This window comes from Labrys sp. HAY1-8F (assembly GCF_056754975.1).
The window spans coordinates 738,232-754,177 of record NZ_JBPGWZ010000002.1 but is presented as its reverse complement, the minus strand read 5'-3'; the positions used below and the strand labels follow the sequence as shown (position 1 = coordinate 754,177).

13 protein-coding genes and 1 tRNA gene are annotated in these 15,946 nt (G+C 60.7%); 9 read left to right on the top strand and 5 right to left on the bottom strand.

Annotated features, from left to right (window positions below; all coding sequences use genetic code 11):
• Nucleotides 1-67 precede the first annotated feature (67 nt).
• From ACR9ZN_RS12485 to pip, 5 genes are all read left to right on the top strand, one after another.
• Nucleotides 68-1,081, top strand: a complete 1,014-nt coding sequence (locus tag ACR9ZN_RS12485) for an amino acid ABC transporter substrate-binding protein (protein ID WP_454814191.1) — start codon at nucleotides 68-70, stop codon at nucleotides 1,079-1,081.
• 215 nt (nucleotides 1,082-1,296) lie between these two features.
• Nucleotides 1,297-2,487: an amino acid ABC transporter permease gene (locus tag ACR9ZN_RS12480; RefSeq protein WP_434956766.1), complete on the top strand. Its 1,191-nt coding sequence runs from the start codon at nucleotides 1,297-1,299 to the stop codon at nucleotides 2,485-2,487.
• A 4-nt stretch (nucleotides 2,488-2,491) separates the two neighbouring features.
• Nucleotides 2,492-3,649 carry an amino acid ABC transporter permease gene (locus ACR9ZN_RS12475; RefSeq protein ID WP_481272358.1) on the top strand — a complete coding sequence of 386 codons (1,158 nt, stop codon included), beginning with the start codon at nucleotides 2,492-2,494 and terminating at the stop codon, nucleotides 3,647-3,649.
• An 8-nt stretch (nucleotides 3,650-3,657) separates the two neighbouring features.
• The gene (locus ACR9ZN_RS12470; protein ID WP_434956764.1) at nucleotides 3,658-4,428 is read left to right on the top strand and encodes an amino acid ABC transporter ATP-binding protein; all 771 of its coding nucleotides are present in this window, start codon (nucleotides 3,658-3,660) and stop codon (nucleotides 4,426-4,428) included.
• 167 nt (nucleotides 4,429-4,595) lie between these two features.
• Complete coding sequence (gene pip, locus ACR9ZN_RS12465; RefSeq protein ID WP_454814189.1) at nucleotides 4,596-5,597, top strand: prolyl aminopeptidase; 1,002 nt, start codon at nucleotides 4,596-4,598, stop codon at nucleotides 5,595-5,597.
• 14 nt (nucleotides 5,598-5,611) lie between these two features.
• On the opposite strand, the gene galE is transcribed toward pip, so the two are convergent.
• On the bottom strand, nucleotides 5,612-6,589 hold the full coding sequence (gene galE, locus ACR9ZN_RS12460; RefSeq protein ID WP_481272357.1) for a UDP-glucose 4-epimerase GalE: 978 nt from the start codon (nucleotides 6,587-6,589) through the stop codon (nucleotides 5,612-5,614).
• Between the two features lie 240 nt (nucleotides 6,590-6,829).
• Between galE and ACR9ZN_RS12455 the strand changes: the two genes are divergently transcribed.
• The 3 genes from ACR9ZN_RS12455 to ACR9ZN_RS12445 all read left to right on the top strand — a co-directional run bounded on the left by ACR9ZN_RS12455 (nucleotide 6,830) and on the right by ACR9ZN_RS12445 (nucleotide 10,221).
• Nucleotides 6,830-8,110, top strand: a complete 1,281-nt coding sequence (locus ACR9ZN_RS12455; RefSeq protein WP_441773938.1) for a DUF3422 family protein — start codon at nucleotides 6,830-6,832, stop codon at nucleotides 8,108-8,110.
• 1,167 nt (nucleotides 8,111-9,277) lie between these two features.
• The gene (locus tag ACR9ZN_RS12450) at nucleotides 9,278-9,781 is read left to right on the top strand and encodes an ABZJ_00895 family protein (RefSeq protein ID WP_454814187.1); all 504 of its coding nucleotides are present in this window, start codon (nucleotides 9,278-9,280) and stop codon (nucleotides 9,779-9,781) included.
• Nucleotides 9,782-9,972: 191 nt separating this feature from the next.
• Nucleotides 9,973-10,221, top strand: a complete 249-nt coding sequence (locus ACR9ZN_RS12445) for a hypothetical protein (RefSeq protein ID WP_434956759.1) — start codon at nucleotides 9,973-9,975, stop codon at nucleotides 10,219-10,221.
• A 490-nt stretch (nucleotides 10,222-10,711) separates the two neighbouring features.
• Here the strand turns inward: ACR9ZN_RS12445 and ACR9ZN_RS12440 are convergent, their stop codons facing one another.
• Together ACR9ZN_RS12440 and ACR9ZN_RS12435 are read right to left on the bottom strand one after the other, a co-directional pair.
• Nucleotides 10,712-11,716, bottom strand: coding sequence for a cupin-like domain-containing protein (locus tag ACR9ZN_RS12440; protein WP_481272356.1), 1,005 nt, complete (start codon nucleotides 11,714-11,716; stop codon nucleotides 10,712-10,714).
• A 632-nt stretch (nucleotides 11,717-12,348) separates the two neighbouring features.
• A tRNA-Lys gene (locus tag ACR9ZN_RS12435) sits at nucleotides 12,349-12,424 on the bottom strand.
• Between the two features lie 178 nt (nucleotides 12,425-12,602).
• On the opposite strand from ACR9ZN_RS12435, the gene ACR9ZN_RS12430 reads away from it, so the two are divergent.
• Complete coding sequence (locus ACR9ZN_RS12430; RefSeq protein ID WP_454814185.1) at nucleotides 12,603-14,918, top strand: xanthine dehydrogenase family protein molybdopterin-binding subunit; 2,316 nt, start codon at nucleotides 12,603-12,605, stop codon at nucleotides 14,916-14,918.
• 88 nt (nucleotides 14,919-15,006) lie between these two features.
• Here the strand turns inward: ACR9ZN_RS12430 and ACR9ZN_RS12425 are convergent, their stop codons facing one another.
• Together ACR9ZN_RS12425 and ACR9ZN_RS12420 are read right to left on the bottom strand one after the other, a co-directional pair.
• On the bottom strand, nucleotides 15,007-15,183 hold the full coding sequence (locus tag ACR9ZN_RS12425) for a hypothetical protein (RefSeq protein WP_441773941.1): 177 nt from the start codon (nucleotides 15,181-15,183) through the stop codon (nucleotides 15,007-15,009).
• A gap of 176 nt (nucleotides 15,184-15,359) precedes the next feature.
• The gene (locus ACR9ZN_RS12420) at nucleotides 15,360-15,788 is read right to left on the bottom strand and encodes a VOC family protein (protein WP_481272355.1); all 429 of its coding nucleotides are present in this window, start codon (nucleotides 15,786-15,788) and stop codon (nucleotides 15,360-15,362) included.
• Nucleotides 15,789-15,946: the final 158 nt, after the last annotated feature.

Sequence of the window (15,946 nt, the reverse complement as noted above, 5' to 3'; positions counted from 1 at the left end):
GGCTCTTTGGCGAGGCGCAGGAGAGCCAAGACGATCGAGCTGAACCGATATCGAGAAGGGGGAGTTGATGAGGCAACAACTCTGCGCGACGGCCGTTGGTGTCTTCGCCGCTTGGAGTGTTTCCATGGCGGGCGCTGGAACGCTCGACACCGTCAAGCAGCGCGGTCAGCTGATCTGTGGAGCCCATCAGGGCCTGGCAGGTTTCAGCATCCCGAATGAACAGGGCAAATGGGCCGGCTTTGATGTCGACTATTGCCGTGCTCTTGCGGCGGCCGTGCTGGGCGATGCCGACAAGACCAAGTTTGTGCCCTTGTCCGCCAAGGACCGCTTCACCGCCCTGCAATCTTCCGAAATCGATGTTCTGCCGCGCAACACCACCTGGACTCTGACCCGCGAGACTGGTGGCTTCCTGTTTGCCGCCACCAATTACTACGACGGCCAGGGCTTCATGGTGAAGAAGTCGCTGGGCGTGAAATCGACGAGGGAACTCGATGGCGCGACCGTTTGCGTCCAGCAGGGTACCTCGCACGAACTCAATCTTTCCGATTATTTTCGCAGCATCGGCAAGCCTTATCAGATCCTGACGCTGGCCACGATCGGCGAGGCGCAGAACGCCTATGAGTCGGGCCGTTGCGACACCTTCACGACCGATGCCTCCGGGCTCTATGGCGTGCGTCTGGCCCTGAAAAACCCCGACGAGCATGTCGTGTTGCCTGAGATCATCTCCAAGGAGCCATTGGGGATCGCCGTGCGCCAGGGCGACGATCAATGGTTCAACGTGGTCAAATGGACCTATTTCGCTTTGGTTCAGGCCGAGGAATCCGGTGTGACCCAGGCCAATGCCGATGAGATGCTCAAGTCGGACAAGCCTGATATCAAGCGCCTGCTCGGCGGCGAGGGCGATTTCGGCAAGCAGCTCGGCCTCGACAATCAATGGGCCTATCGCATCGTGAAGCAGGTCGGCAATTACGGCGAGATCTTCGACCGCAATCTCGGCTCGAAGTCCCCGCTCAAGATCGAGCGCGGGCTCAATGCCCTGTGGACGAACAAGGGCCTGCAATACGCGCCGCCGATACGTTGAGAATGAACGGCCCGGCGATTTGCTGGGTGTTTTTTCAAGGCGTTTTGCGATTCGGCGGGGATGCCGGGAATCGCAAGGACACTCTGGCCACTCCGTCGGATTGGCTTGGAAACAAGGAGTTGGAGCAAAATGCGTTCGGCCATGAGCGCGCCTTGCTACAGCGGAATCCGTAGAAAAAGGGTGAGGGCTATCTGCGTGTTGGGGAGAATGAGACAATGACGTTGGCAGTCGACCGGGGAGACGGCGGCGGGCGTACCTACTGGTTCAACAATCCGAAATTACGGGCTGTTGTCTTCCAGGTCGTGCTGTTGGCAATCGTCTTGCTCATCATCTTGACGGGCGCTTGGAACGCCGTCGAAAACCTGGCCAGGCAGGGCCGCTCTCTCGGCCTTGATTTTCTGGGGCGAACGGCGAGCTTCGATATCGGCCAGACGCCGATCGAATATACTTCGCTGTCCACCAATGGCCGCGCTTTGCTGGTCGGTATCGCAAACACGCTGATCGTGGCCGCCCTTGGCATCGTGTTGGCGACCATTCTGGGTTTCATCATCGGCGTGGCCCGGCTGTCCAACAACTGGATCATAGCCAAGCTCGCGATGGTTTATATCGAAGTCGTCCGTAACATCCCGCTGTTGCTGCAGTTGCTGTTCTGGTACGGCGCCGTGCTCAAGCCCCTCCCGGGCGTGCGCCAGTCGATCACCTTCGGCGAGAGCATCTTTCTCAACAATCGCGGCATCTTCTTTCCGGCTGCCATGCCTCAGGCTGGCGCAGGCCTGGTCGGCGGGGCTTTGTTGGTCGGCATTCTCGGCGCCATCGGCGTTGCCCTCTGGGGCAAGCGCAAGCAAATGGAAACCGGCAAACGCCCGCCGGTGGGGCTCATCAACCTGGCGCTGATCGTCGGCCTGCCGCTGCTGGCCTTCCTCGCCACCGGCATGCCCTTCACCATGGATTATCCCAAGGTCGGCGGCTTCAACGTCACCGGTGGCTTCCGCCTGCAGCCCGAATTCGTGGCCCTGCTGCTCGGCCTGACCATCTATACCGCAGCCTTCATCGCCGAGACCGTGCGTTCGGGCATCCGCGGCGTGTCGCATGGCCAGACCGAGGCTTCCGGCGCTCTCGGCCTGAGGCAGGGGCACAATCTGCGCCTGGTGGTGATCCCGCAGGCAATGCGCATCATCGTGCCGCCGCTGGCCAGCCAATATCTCAACCTGACCAAGAACTCTTCGCTGGCGGTGGCCATCGGCTATCCCGATCTGGTGCAGGTGTTCTCGGGCACGGTACTCAACAACACCAATCAGGCGATCGAATGCATCGGCATCACCATGGCTGTCTATCTGATCATCAGCCTGTCGATCGCCGGTTTCATGAACTGGTTCAACCAGCGCGTCGCGCTGGTGGAGAGGTAAGGCCATGAGCGACGCAACTTCCGCCGCCGGCAGCCCGGCCTTCGTCTCGACCACGACCTTCGAGCCGCAACCGCCCCCGGCTGCGACCACCGGTGTGCTCGGCTGGCTGAAAAAGAACCTGTTTTCCTCCATCTCCAACTCCATCCTCACCGTTCTGGCGATCCTGCTGGTGATCTGGGTGCTTCCGGGCGTCCTGCGCTTCATGATCTTCGACGCCGTCTGGACGGGCACCGATCGTAATGCCTGCCTCGAGGCCAATGTGGGGCGGCATGTTGGTGCCTGCTGGCCCTTCATCGAAACGCGCCTGCAATATTTCATCTACGGCCAATATCCGGTGGATGAGCGCTGGCGCGTCAACCTCACCGGCATCCTGGCGGCCATCGGCATCCTCTGGTTGCTCTGGCCGAAGATCGGCGCCAAGGGCTGGGGTGTCCTCTACTTCTTCGTGGTCTTCCCGCTGCTGGCCTTCTGGCTGCTGGTCGGGGGCTTTTTCGGGCTGGTACATGTCCCCACCAATCTGTGGGGCGGCATCCTCGTAACCCTGGTGATCGCCGTGGTCGGCATCGTGGCCTCCCTGCCGCTCGGCGTGTTCCTGGCGCTTGGACGTCGCTCGCGCATGCCGATCGCACGGACCATCTCGATCATGTATATCGAGTTCTGGCGCGGCGTGCCGCTGATCACCGTGCTGTTCATGGCCAATATCATGCTGCCGCTATTCCTGCCGGAAGGCTGGCGGCCCGACTCGCTGCTGCGCGTGCTCGTCGGCGTAGCGCTGTTCTGGTCGGCCTATATGGCCGAGGTTGTGCGCGGCGGCTTGCAGGCCATTCCCAAGGGCCAATATGAAGGCGCCCAGGCGCTGGGGCTCAGCTTTCCAAAGATGCTGATCTTCATCATCCTGCCGCAGGCGCTGCGGCTGGTGATCCCGAGCATCGTCAACACCTTCATTGCCCTGTTCAAGGACACCACTCTGGTGGCCATCGTGGGTATCTTCGACTTCCTGAAGACGATCGAGGCGTCCATTCCCGATCCGAACTGGGCAACGCCCGTGACCTACTATACGGGCTATGCATTCGCCGCTATCTTCTTCTGGATCTGCTGTTTTTCGATGTCGCGCTACTCGCAGGCCTTGGAGCGTCGTCTCGATACCGGTTACAAACGTTGAGGGGAAAAATGGCTAACGCCGTTCAAAACACTGCTGGAGAACTGAGCCCGATCGCCGTGCAGATCACGGAGATGAACAAGTGGTATGGCGAGTTCAATGTTCTCAAGAACATCAACCTCACCGTGAAGCGGGGCGAGCGCATCGTGATCTGCGGGCCGTCGGGCTCGGGCAAATCGACGATGATCCGCTGCATCAACCGCCTCGAGGAGCACCAGAAGGGCACGATCGTGGTCGATGGTATCGAGCTCACCAATGATCTCAAGCGCATCGACGAGGTGCGACGTGAGGTCGGCATGGTGTTCCAGCACTTCAACCTGTTCCCGCATCTGACCGTGCTGGAGAACTGCACGCTCGCCCCGATCTGGGTGCGCAAGATGTCGAAGGCCGATGCCACCGAGAAGGCGATGCACTTCCTCAAGCGCGTCAAGATCCCCGAGCAGGCCAACAAATATCCGGGCCAGCTCTCGGGCGGCCAGCAGCAGCGCGTGGCGATTGCCCGGGCCCTGTGCATGAATCCGAAGATCATGCTGTTCGACGAGCCGACCTCGGCTCTCGATCCGGAAATGGTGAAGGAAGTGCTCGATACCATGGTCGGCCTTGCCAATGATGGCATGACCATGCTGTGCGTCACCCACGAAATGGGCTTTGCCCGCCAGGTCGCCGACCGGGTGATCTTCATGGATGCCGGCCAGATCGTCGAGAGCAACGAGCCCAACGCCTTCTTCTCCAATCCCCAGCACGAGCGCACCAAGCTCTTCCTCAGTCAGATCCTGCACTGAGGCAGGACAGCGCGGCCGGCGCAGGTCGCCGGCCGCTTTGGCTGTCTTTTCAGGGGCAGTCGCCATTTCTCATGCCCGTGCTCGTTCTGGGTAATCGGCGAAGATGCCGCCTTAGAGAGTGGCCTCGCATCATTGCCGATACCGGTTCAGTACGTAGGAATTTCATCATGGCGTTTGATCGCTCGAGCGAGCCGGATGGCACGCCGAGGCGCGGGCTCTATCCCGAAATCGAGGCTTATCGCTCCGGCATGCTCGATGTCGGCGACGGTCATTCCATCTATTGGGAACTCGCCGGCAATCCCGAGGGCCTGCCGGTGGCCTTCCTGCATGGCGGCCCGGGGGCCGGCTGTTCGGCCAAGCATCGGCGCCTGTTCGATCCGCGCTATTGGAACATCTTGCTGTTCGACCAGCGCGGCTGCGGCCGCTCCCGCCCGCATGCCAATCTGGACGCCAACACCACCTGGCATCTGGTGGCCGACATGGAGCGGCTGCGCAAGGAAGTGCTGAAAGTCGAGCGCTGGAGCCTGTTTGGCGGATCCTGGGGCTCGACCTTGGCGCTTGCCTATGCGCAGACCCACCCACAGGCGGTGCAGGCGCTCATGTTGCGCGGCATCTTCACGCTGCGCCGCATGGAGCTCGACTGGTACTATCGGGAAGGAGCCTCCTATTTCTTCCCGGACAAATGGGAAGCCTTCCGCAAGGATCTGCCGCAGGATGCCTGGGCCGATCCGATCCTGACCTATCATCGGCGCCTGACAGGCGATGATGCGGCGACCCGCCTCGCGGCGGCCCGTGCCTGGAGCGTTTGGGAGGGGGAGACTTCGACGCTGATGCCGGAGGGGCCTGCCGTGGGCCACGCGCAGGAACAATTCGCCCTGGCCTTCGCCCGCATCGAGAACCATTATTTTGTGCATGGCGGCTGGATGGAGGAGGGGCAATTGCTGCGCGATGCCGGCAAGCTCGCCGACATCCCCGGCACCATCGTGCAGGGGCGTTATGACGTGGTCTGCCCGCCGGTCACGGCATGGGAACTGGCCAAGCGCTGGCCGAAGGCCGAATTGCAGATGGTGGAGGATTCAGGCCACTCCTTCTCCGAGCCGGGTACGCTGCATCGCCTGATCGAAGCCACCGACAAATATGCCCGCCTGCTAGGGGCGGCCACGGCCTGAGGATTCCTCCTGTCTTAACCCGGTGACTTCTCGATCCAGGCTGCGGCGCTGGCGACGATGCTGCGGAGGTCGCTGTTGCCTGGCGACCAGCCCAGCGTGTCGGCTGCCTTGTCGATATTCGCATAAAGGGCGGCCGGATCGCCCCTGCGGCGAGGATAAGGCTGGACGGGTACAGGTCGCTCGGTGACGGCTTCGACCATTTTCAGCAATTCCCTTACGGTGGTGCTGCGGCCACTGCCGAGGTTGAGCGTCAGGCTGCCGCCTCCCGCCAACAGATGGTCCAGGGCGCGCAGATGCGCATCGGCGATATCGACGACATGGACATAATCGCGCATGGCCGTGCCATCGGCGGTGGGATAGTCGGTGCCGAACAGTTTGAAGACGGGGCCGAGGCCCAGGGCGGCGCGGATCGCCTTGGGTATGGCGAGGCTGGTCGTTGCGTGCCGCTCGCCGATCTCGCAGTCAGGGTCGGCGCCGGCCGCATTGAAATAGCGTAGCACCACGCTGGGCAGGCCATAGGCCGCGTCGTAATGACGGAGCGCCTGCTCGTCGATGAGCTTGGTGGTGCCATAGGGGCTGACGGGGGCCGGGAGGGTTGCTTCGGTAACCGGAAGAACCGGGGCGTCGCCATAAACGGCGCAGGTCGAGGAGAAGACGATCGGGCAATTACCGTTGTGCCGCGCCGCCTCGATCACCGCGAGAGTGCCTGCGACATTGGCGGCGTAGCAGGGGGCGGGATCGGTGACCGACGAACCCACATCGGCATAGGCGGCAAGATGCATGATCGCGCCAGGCCGGTGCCGGGCAAAGACGCCGGCGAGCCAGTCCGCATCGGCAATGTCGCCCTGTTCGAAGGGGCCCCAGCGGACATGTTCTCCTCGGCCGCTCGAAAGATCGTCGCAGGCGACGGGCCTGTGTCCGGATGACGCCAATGCCTTGCAGACATGGCTGCCGATATAGCCGGCCCCTCCGGTGACCAGGACGACACTCATGATGGCTCTCGCACTCCCTGGCTGGCGATTGCGACGGACCCCGTGTTGAGCGTTGCCGCCGCCGAAGAGAATCAAAGAATAAGCTTGCCGCGTCAAATGGATGCGGGCACGGGCGCCTGTTCAGACTTTCGGACTGCAACGCTGACGTGTATTTCCTGCGAGCACGGACGGATGAACCAGCGGGCCTTGGCTCGGAAGTTGCTTCGAAAGGCTCGGCGCAATGGAATTGGAGAAGTCACGATGACGGCGATCGGCACCTCGGAAGCGAGCGAGCCCCCGTTTGCCGACCATCCGGGGCGGGCGGCCATCTATGCCGAATTGCATGCCAGGCCGACCGAGCCGATCGCCATTGCGGCGCGCATCCGCAGGGTTGCCTTCATGCCGGGAGGCGAGGGACCTTCGCTGGAAGAAGTGGCGCGAGGCTTCGCCCTTTTCGCCGGCCAGCCCGTTCTGCCCTTCGAAGATGCCCGCACACGCCACATCACGGTGGAAAGAGGCGGACGCAAGGCCACTTTCGAACTCCACAACGAATTTGCCACGCTGACCTGGCAATCCGTCCTCACCGACCGCGAGCCCTGGCCCGAGGGTATCGGCCTGGACTGTTTCGCGGGGCTGCAGCGGGTCAGTGCCACACGCATCGACCTGACCGAGACCCACGCCATTTCGGAAGCGGCGCTGGTCGGCTTCAACCCGATCAGCCTGTGCTATTCCGAACTCTATGACGGCAGGGCCCAGGTCGCGACGGATTTCAATCGCGATCGCGACGGGTTCACCCGCTACGAGCTTGCGGCCGGGCAGTGCAACGTCGTGCGTCGCGGCGTGCTGGTGCGCCGCCTCCTCGAGATCGAGACCTACAGCAATTTCGTTCTGCTCGGCCTGCCGGTGGCCCGAGCCCTCGCTTCGACGATCCGCCAGTTCGAGGGGGCCGTGAGCCAGGTGATGGGCCGGGTCGGCCACGCCCATTCAACCGGGGAGAATCGGGAGGCGCTGGAGGCCATCCATGCGTTGTCGGCCGATGTCGGCCGCAGCATCGAGGAAACCAGCTTCCGTTTCGCGGCGAGCCAGGCCTATGCGGCGGTGCTCGGCACCCGCTTGGGGCAACTCGTCGAGCGGCCGATCGGCGAGTTCACCACCATCGACCGCTATCTGACCAACCGGACCAACCCGGCCGTTGCCACCTGCCTGGCAACGGAGAAGCGCCTGCAGGCGGTGGCGATGAAGCTGGAACGTTCGGCGGAACTCCTGAACGCCCATATCAGCCTCAGCCTGGAAACGCAGAACCAGACGATTCTGGACACCATCTCGCGCACGTCGGAAAGCCAGTATCGCCTGCAGGAGACGGTGGAGGGGCTCTCCATCATCGCGATCTCCTACTATGCTCTCGCCATCCTGGGCTACATGATCGAGGGCGTCAGCCACATCTGGCATGTCGACAAGGCCATCGCCATGCTGTGCGCGGCACCGGTGGTGCTGTTCCTGGTCTGGCAGGGCATCAAGCGCCTGCGACGGCACGCGGCCTGAGATGCAGGTTCGGGACATGCAAAAGGGGCACCGAGAGGTACCCCTTTGAATTGCTTCCGCTTTGATATCTGTCCGTCAGCTATGGGGAACGCATTGGCCGGAGTGATTGGGACGAAGCGATGGCGGGCACACGTCGATGTTCTTCCGACGCTCCGATAGCCGGCCGACCGAGGCATTCGACGCCATGTGCCGGGGATCGAACGCATCTCGGCTGGCGTCATTGATGGTGCGATTGGGCACGCATTTTCGCCATTGATTGAAATGGAAGCCCGGAGCGCATTCGGGGGCAGTCGCCACGGTCGCGTCTCCTGCGGCGGTCTCCTGGGCGGCAAGCCTGGCAGGCGTAAGCGCCACCAGGCATATCAACGTGGCTGGCAGCAGGATGGTGGCTCTTGCAATCATGGGACGGGCTCGGGGCTGATGGCGATGTGTCAGGATGCACTGCATGGACCATCGAAATGATCCATGCGCGGCTTAGCCTTTGACACGCTGCACGGTTGTGCGTTTTTGCACAGAGCGCGCAATGCCCTGCTCAGCCTCTTGTCGTCCGATGGCGACAGGCGGTCTCAGTTCTTGCACGAAATGCGGATCAATCTCAGCCGGAACATACCGATCATGGCTGGCTGATAAGGGGGGAGGCCCGGGAAGGACGCCTTGCTGAGGTTGTCATCCGGGCCTCCGGGTTCCCAGACGGGAACGCCCATGAGTTAGACTGCTGAAACTTAGATGAGGATTAGAAGCTCAGTGTAACAGAATTATACATAGGTATCTTTAATGAATACTTTGGTATAATTGGTATAATTGATCTCTGTGTACTTTAAGTAGCATCAGAATTCAGATAAAGTCCGGCTGAGTGTTCCCGCCGGCAGCCATCAATTCATGATGCAATTCTTCAGCGGCGATATATCCGCGACCAGATCATAGATGGCAGGTACCCGAAGCTGCCGGATACATGATCGCAGTTGCAGGGGTTCCAAAACGCTCCTGGAATGCCGCGGCGCAGTGTTCCTTCTTGAAGCAGCCGCTATGATGATGATGAGTCTCGCATGAAACTGCATAGTCTGGATGTACAACTCATAATGGCGCAAGGAATCAGGTAGAGAGACGATCGAAAGCTGGTTGAGCGCGGCCTGCTCGATTTTGTTTGAGCCTTTGGGGGGCTTCTAAGTGGATAGTTACGTTCCAACGACCAACACCGTTTCATTCGGAGCGGCCATTTTCCGCTTTTCATGGTTGTATATTCTGACCGCGATCGCCGTCGTGGTCATTGCATTCCTGCTGGAGGCATTCTTACACATCGACATGAGCAAGAACTCCTTCCTGGGCGTCCTGCCTTTGCTGTCTGCAGGCGCGGGGACCGGGAAATACTATGCCTCCCGCACCGGCATGAAGCCAAAAGGCGGCAAGGCATGGTCGATAGCGCTCGTCGGCTTCGTCATCTCGTTGATTTTCAACCTGGCTGTGATCTTTGGCTTCGTCGCGTTGACCAACTCGTGGCAGGAGTTGGGTGGTCTCGGATCTCTCCGCCTGCGCGGAGGGGAGCAATGGCTGGTGCCGCTGGTGCTCGGCGGGTTGTTCCTGTTCTTCGTCGTGTTGACCCGCCTGTCCCTGTGGATGGGAGCCAACCCCGTCGTGAAGAAGATACGCAAGGACGCGACCGGCGCGTTCTGAAAAGTGGGATCGCACGATACCCCTGCGGTGCGGTGGCTGCAGGGGAGGCGCGAAGATGGCCTCGTCGATGAGATTGACGGGGGGGGCGGGGGCGATTAAGGCTGAGCGGCGAGCACGAGGCCGGGCTCTTTCGAACGACATAGCCATGTCGCAAACATCGGACTATGTTACGTTGCGGTATAGGAGACCGGATGTTTAAATTATTTTACGATATGTCGATGCTCGCTTTTGAATCACAGCAAGCCATTTTACTGCGTACGCTTCGGCTGGCTCAGGGCGGAAGCCGCGCCGAGCGCGAGGCCAAGCTGATGATCAGCGAGAAAGTCACAGCCGCGCAGAAAGCCGCAGGCAAGCTCATGACGGGCACGGCGCCTGGCACCGTCGTTCGAGACTATCGACGCAAGGTTCGTTCCAATGTGAAACGCCTGTCGAAGTCATGACAGCCATTGGCGGGGTCACTGCTATGGAGATGGCGTAGGCCCGGGTTCTGCATCGAGATTCGGACGTGGCGAATATCGGTGCGATGGTGAGCTGGGTTCTATCACGCCCCCGTCACACCATTTGGTCTAATCATTGTGCGTTGTCGGCCGCTCCCAATACCGGCCCGATACGTCGCATCCGATCTTGGCCCGGCACGTTGCGTAACGCCGGGCTTTTTCTTGTCCGCGAGGGGCAAGATCGGAGCTGGAGCATTCAGATGGCTCACACGTCACGATCGTATCACGTGATATGGAATTTATCACGGCGTCCAGCGATTCAGCGGGATAGCAACCTCCTTGGCCCGGCGTTCCGACAGCGCCGGGTTTTCTTTTGCAGCCCGATCGTTCGGTCGAACGGCGCTCGACCGCGATCTGGCAGCGACGACAAGCGGGGACCTGTCTCACTCTCATCCCACCCATCGCGCGCGCGGCCGGCAAGCATATCGTCTTTTCAGGTGACGCCTCGATGTCTGGAGACCTTCCTGATGAACTGCATTGGTGATTTCAGCCGCATCATCGGCGAGTAGACGATATCCTGGAAGGTCTTGGGATTGGGCATTTCGAGGGCGGAAACCAGTTTTGCCTTGAGAGCATCCCGCGCCGGTGAAAAGCCGGGCGGTTGCGGTTTCAGCCTGAGTTGGCGCAGCATGAAGTTGGCCTGATAGACCCTGGCCCGTTGCTCCAGAGCGCGCATGCAGAAGGAAATGCTCAGGCTCACCGAGATGTCGCTGCCGTTCTTGACCCAGTGTGGCGCTACGGGCGGATGGTGTACGGCTTCGCCGGGTGTCAGTCTGTAGATCTCGCCATGGCTCTGTAATTCGGGCCTATAGCGCGGTGTATTGTAGCTGCTGGCATAGAAGCGCTCGAGTTCGATTTCCGGCAGGACTTCGCGATCCTTGGGATCGAACAGGCAGACATCCTTCTCGCCCTGAATCTGGAACAGGAAGTTGGATTCGTGGTCGATATGGAAGGGGGTGGAGATCCCGGGCGAAGACAGAATCACGGTCAGGGTCGCCCAAGTCACCTCCTGGCGGAATGGGCGATCGGCATATGTCCCGATTTCATCGATGAGCATCGCGAGAACCCGGGCGTAATCGGGATTGTAATTCTGTGTACGTGAAAGCCTGATCCAGGAGCCGCCCTCGCCAAGCCGCTCGACCAACTCGGTCGGCCGGTCATGCTGCGTGGCCTCGGTGAATTTGCTGCTGATCGATACCTTTTTCAAATCAAGAGCGAGAAAGTTGGCGGCATTGCCGCTCGCGATTATGCTGCGAGCAGTTTTAACGATCTCGGACACCTCGAATAAGCCACTTCGACAAAGTGTATGGTGAAGCTTGAAGGGTCTAATGTTGTAATTTTCTTTAAATGCTTGCTTGTTCGTATCGAGTATGTTTTCAATTTTTCTGGAACTTAAATTCGACTCTCTTTCTATTTTGTTTGCGAAGGCGATGTTCATGACGAATAACTCGCTCTCTCTGGAATGCCCCACAGTCCATTAATGCTGATGATATCACCGGGAGACATTTTTATATGGAGTAGGAGTGTTGAAAATACTAACTCTTTAGGAGAGCGTATGTCCTACTCATATCGAAATCTGAAGAGAATTGTTTGATGACTGTTTTTTCGAGAGAAAGTTATTTCAAGAATGAAAGGTTTTCGACAATTCAGGCATCGACATTGCCCAAATCCCAATCGATAGACCTAACCAAACGGCACCGCACGGCCCTTGCTGGCGCCCATAGATTTAGATGCGAATTGGTTCAGCCAAAACTGCGGGTGCCCTAAGCGCCACGCCATGTGCGAGGGATCTTTTCAGGCAAATATCCAGGGCTGTGACGACGTCTGTCTCGCGCGGGATGCCTGGCACTACCTGGATGAACTCAAGACGGCAGCGCTCGCCGACAGGCTCTTCTACATCCAAGATGCTCGTTCGAGTCACAGGGGGGGTGCGATCATTGCTCAAGTCTCTGCCGGTCTCGCATGGCAGGGAGGTGTTCAAACCGGCAACAGGATGGCGCTTCGCCCTGAAACAAAAGAAGGCGCCTCGAAGGGCGCCTTGCTTTTCTTCAGCGATATCAGGGATTTCGATGGTGGGCGCACTAGGGCTCGAACCTAGGACCCGCTGATTAAGAGTCAGCTGCTCTACCAACTGAGCTATGCGCCCATCGAAACCACCGAAGCGCGACGCGGTGCCGCGTTCGATGGCCGCGATGTAGCAAAGCTCTTTGTGTGTGTCCAGCGTGTGACGGAAAAATTCTTCAGGTTTTTTGAAATCGGCTTCCTCCGTGCTATTCGAAGGCTATATTCAGAAGCGCCACTCATTAAATTGCCGGAGGTTCCTGATGCCGCCTACCAAATTTGGCGTTGGCCAAGCTGTGCGTCGCAAGGAGGACCAGTCCTTCATCACCGGCACGGGCCGTTACGTCGATGACGAATCGCGTTCCGGCGTGCTGCGGGCCTATGTGCTGCGCTCTCCCTATGCTCATGCCCGTTTCAGCATTGGCGATCTTACCGATGCCGCGGCGATGCCGGGCGTAAAGCTGATTCTGACGGCTGCCGATCTCGATGGCCTCGGCGATCTTCCCTGTCTCGCCTTGATGAAGAATGCCGACGGCTCGCCGCAGCGCCCACAGCCTTATCCGCTGCTGGCGCGCGACGTGGTGCGCCATGTCGGCGATGCGGTCGCCTTCGTGGTCGCCGATTCGCTGATCGAGGCGCGTGACGCCGCCGAGGCGATCCCGGTCGACTACGAATCGCTCGACGCCATCGTCGGTTCCGTGGCGGCTCTGGAACCGGGCGCGCCGCTGGTCTGGCCCGAGCATGGCTCGAACCTCGCCTTTGATGCCCAGATCGGCGATGCCAAGAAAGTGGCCAAGGCCTTCGACAAGGCCGCCCGCGTGGTATCCCTGGACGTCGTCAACAACCGTCTGGTTGCCAACTATTTGGAAACCCGCGGCTGCCTTGCCGAATGGGACGGCAAGCGTTTCACCCTGACTGTCGGCAGCCAGGGCGTGCATTCCATCCGCGACACGCTCGCCAACCATGTCTTCAAGGTGGAGCCCGACAGGGTGCATGTGAAGACCGGCGATGTCGGCGGCGGCTTCGGCACCAAGGCCTTCATGTATCGTGAATATCCGCTCTCGCTGGAGGCGGCGCGCCGTCTGGGCAAGCCGGTGAAGTGGTTTGCCGACCGGGCCGAGCATTTCCTGGCCGATACCCAGGGACGCGACAATATCAGTCGTATCGAGGCGGCGCTCGATCGCCGTTCGCGCATCCTGGCGGTCAAGATCGACATCATCGGCGATCTCGGCGCCTATCTGTCGCAGTTCGGTCCCTTCATTCCCTGGCTCGGCGCGTTGATGGCGACTGGCGCCTATGCGATCGGTGCCATGGATGTCAGGGTGCGCGGCGTCTTCACCAACACGCTGCCCGTCGATGCCTATCGGGGCGCCGGCCGGCCGGAGGCCGCCTATCTCATCGAGCGGCTGATGGATGCCATCGCCTTCGAGACCGGGCTTTCCGTCGACACTGTACGCACGCGCAATTTCGTCAGGCCCGAGCAGATGCCGTTCAAGGCGCCGACCGGCCGGACCTATGATTCCGGCGAGTTCGAGGGTCATATGCGCAAGGCCATGGATGTCGCCGGCTGGGGTGATTTCAAGGGCCGTTGGCAGGCCTCCAAGAAGGCCGGCAAGTTCCGCGGCATCGGCATGTCCACCTATATCGAGGCCTGCGCCGACGGGCCCAAGGAAGTGGCCAGCGTCACGCTCGAAAAAGATGGCACCGCGACCGTGCTGATCGGCACGCAGACCAACGGGCAGGGGCATCTGACGGCCTATGCGCAGTTCGTCTCGCAATATCTCGACCTGCCGCTCGAGCGTATCAACGTCATCCAGGGCGATTCCGATCGCATCAAGACGGGAGGCGGCACCGGCGGCTCGCGCTCGATCCCGGTGGGCGGGGCTTCCGTGGCCCGGGCCAGCCAGACTCTGGCCGAGAAGCTCAAGACGCTCGCTTCCGACGAACTCGAGGCCGGCATCGCCGATCTCGAAATCGTGGACGGCCGAGTGCGCGTAGTCGGCACCGATAAGGCGATCGATTTTGCCGCGCTCGCCCGCCTGCCCAAGGCGACGCCTGAACTGCTCAGCGCCGAGACCGACTATCAGCCGGGCGAGGCGACCTATCCGAACGGCACGCATATCTGCGAGGTGGAGATCGATCCTCAGACCGGGGTCACCGGCATCCTCGGTTACACCATCGTCGACGATTTCGGCATGGTGGTGAACCCGATGCTGCTGGAAGGCCAGGTGCATGGCGGTGTAGTCCAGGGCATCGGCCAGGCCTTGCTTGAGCGTACGGTCTATTCGGAAGACGGCCAGTTGCTGACGGCATCTCTCACCGATTATGCGCTGCCGCGTGCAGACGATCTGCCCTTCATCCATTTCGAGACGCGCAACATCCCCTGCAAGAACAATCCGCTCGGCGTCAAGGGCGCCGGCGAGGCCGGCACCATCGGCGCCGCCCCGGCGGTGATGAACGCGGTGATCGATGCTCTCAGGCGCGGCGTCGGCGTCACCAAGCTCGATATGCCTGCGACCCCCGAGGTGGTGTGGCGCACCATCCAGGACGCGCAGGCGAGAAAGCTGGCGGCCGAATAGCAAGAGTGCGGTGCCTGGCTGCCTTCACCAGTCGGGGGAGGGCAGCCAGGCCTTGTTTCCTCTGCTCCTGGTCTGGCGGCCCACCGGTCTATTTGCCGGTAGACAGGGCTTCGAACAGGAAGCGGCGTTCTGAGAGGCTGAGCTTGCCGAGCTGCCAGCCGGGCGTGAGCCTCTCAAGTTCCTTTTCCCAGGTGCCGGCGGAATGCCTGCGGGAGCATTCGCTCTTGGCGATGCATGTGAAGATTGCAAGGAACCTGCTGACCATGGGCTCATTCTCGTCACGCCGTCTCTAGTGGGGGTATCCGTAGCCTCAAGGGCGTGGCGCCGGTGTGTCGATGGGAACAAGATGCTGCAGGTCCTTTCGCGTTGCTCTTCCCGAATGTCGGTACGGGCTCTGCAGCGACACTTCGGCTGCTTTGACCACCGTTGCGGTCTCGCTTCTCAGGGCGTCGACGGTTCGGCCGCCTTCGGCCAATAAGTACCGAAAGCCCAGATATTGCCTTCCGGATCACGGCAGATGAATTCGCGGCTGCCATAGTCGCGATCGACGAGCTCCTGCTCGATTATCGCCCCGGCGTCCTTGGCACGCTGATAGGCGGCATCGGCATCGTCGACGGCGATATAGATCGACTTGCCACCTCCTGATCCGGGCGAGCCGACGATCTTGCAGAAATTGTCGTCGCGAGCCGAGCCGAGCATGATCATCGAAGAGCCGAGGGCGAGCTGGGCGTGATCGACGACGTCGCCATTGCCGTAGCAGGCATGCAAGGTGAAGCCGAAAGCTTCCTGCAGCCAGTCGATCATGGCGCGCGCATTGGCATAGCGCAGGGCCGGGTAGAGGCGGGGGGCTTCAGTCGACGATAGTGCCATGGAACATGTCTCCGTTTGTGAACCGGAGCGGACTGTGCCCCCAAGGGCGGCGGGTGGTCTTGAAGAAATGTTATACCGAGAGTCATTTTCCATGACTCTCGGTTCCTTCTGGCGATTTTCGCCAGATGCTTGATTTGGTGTCGAAAATTGCCGGGTGC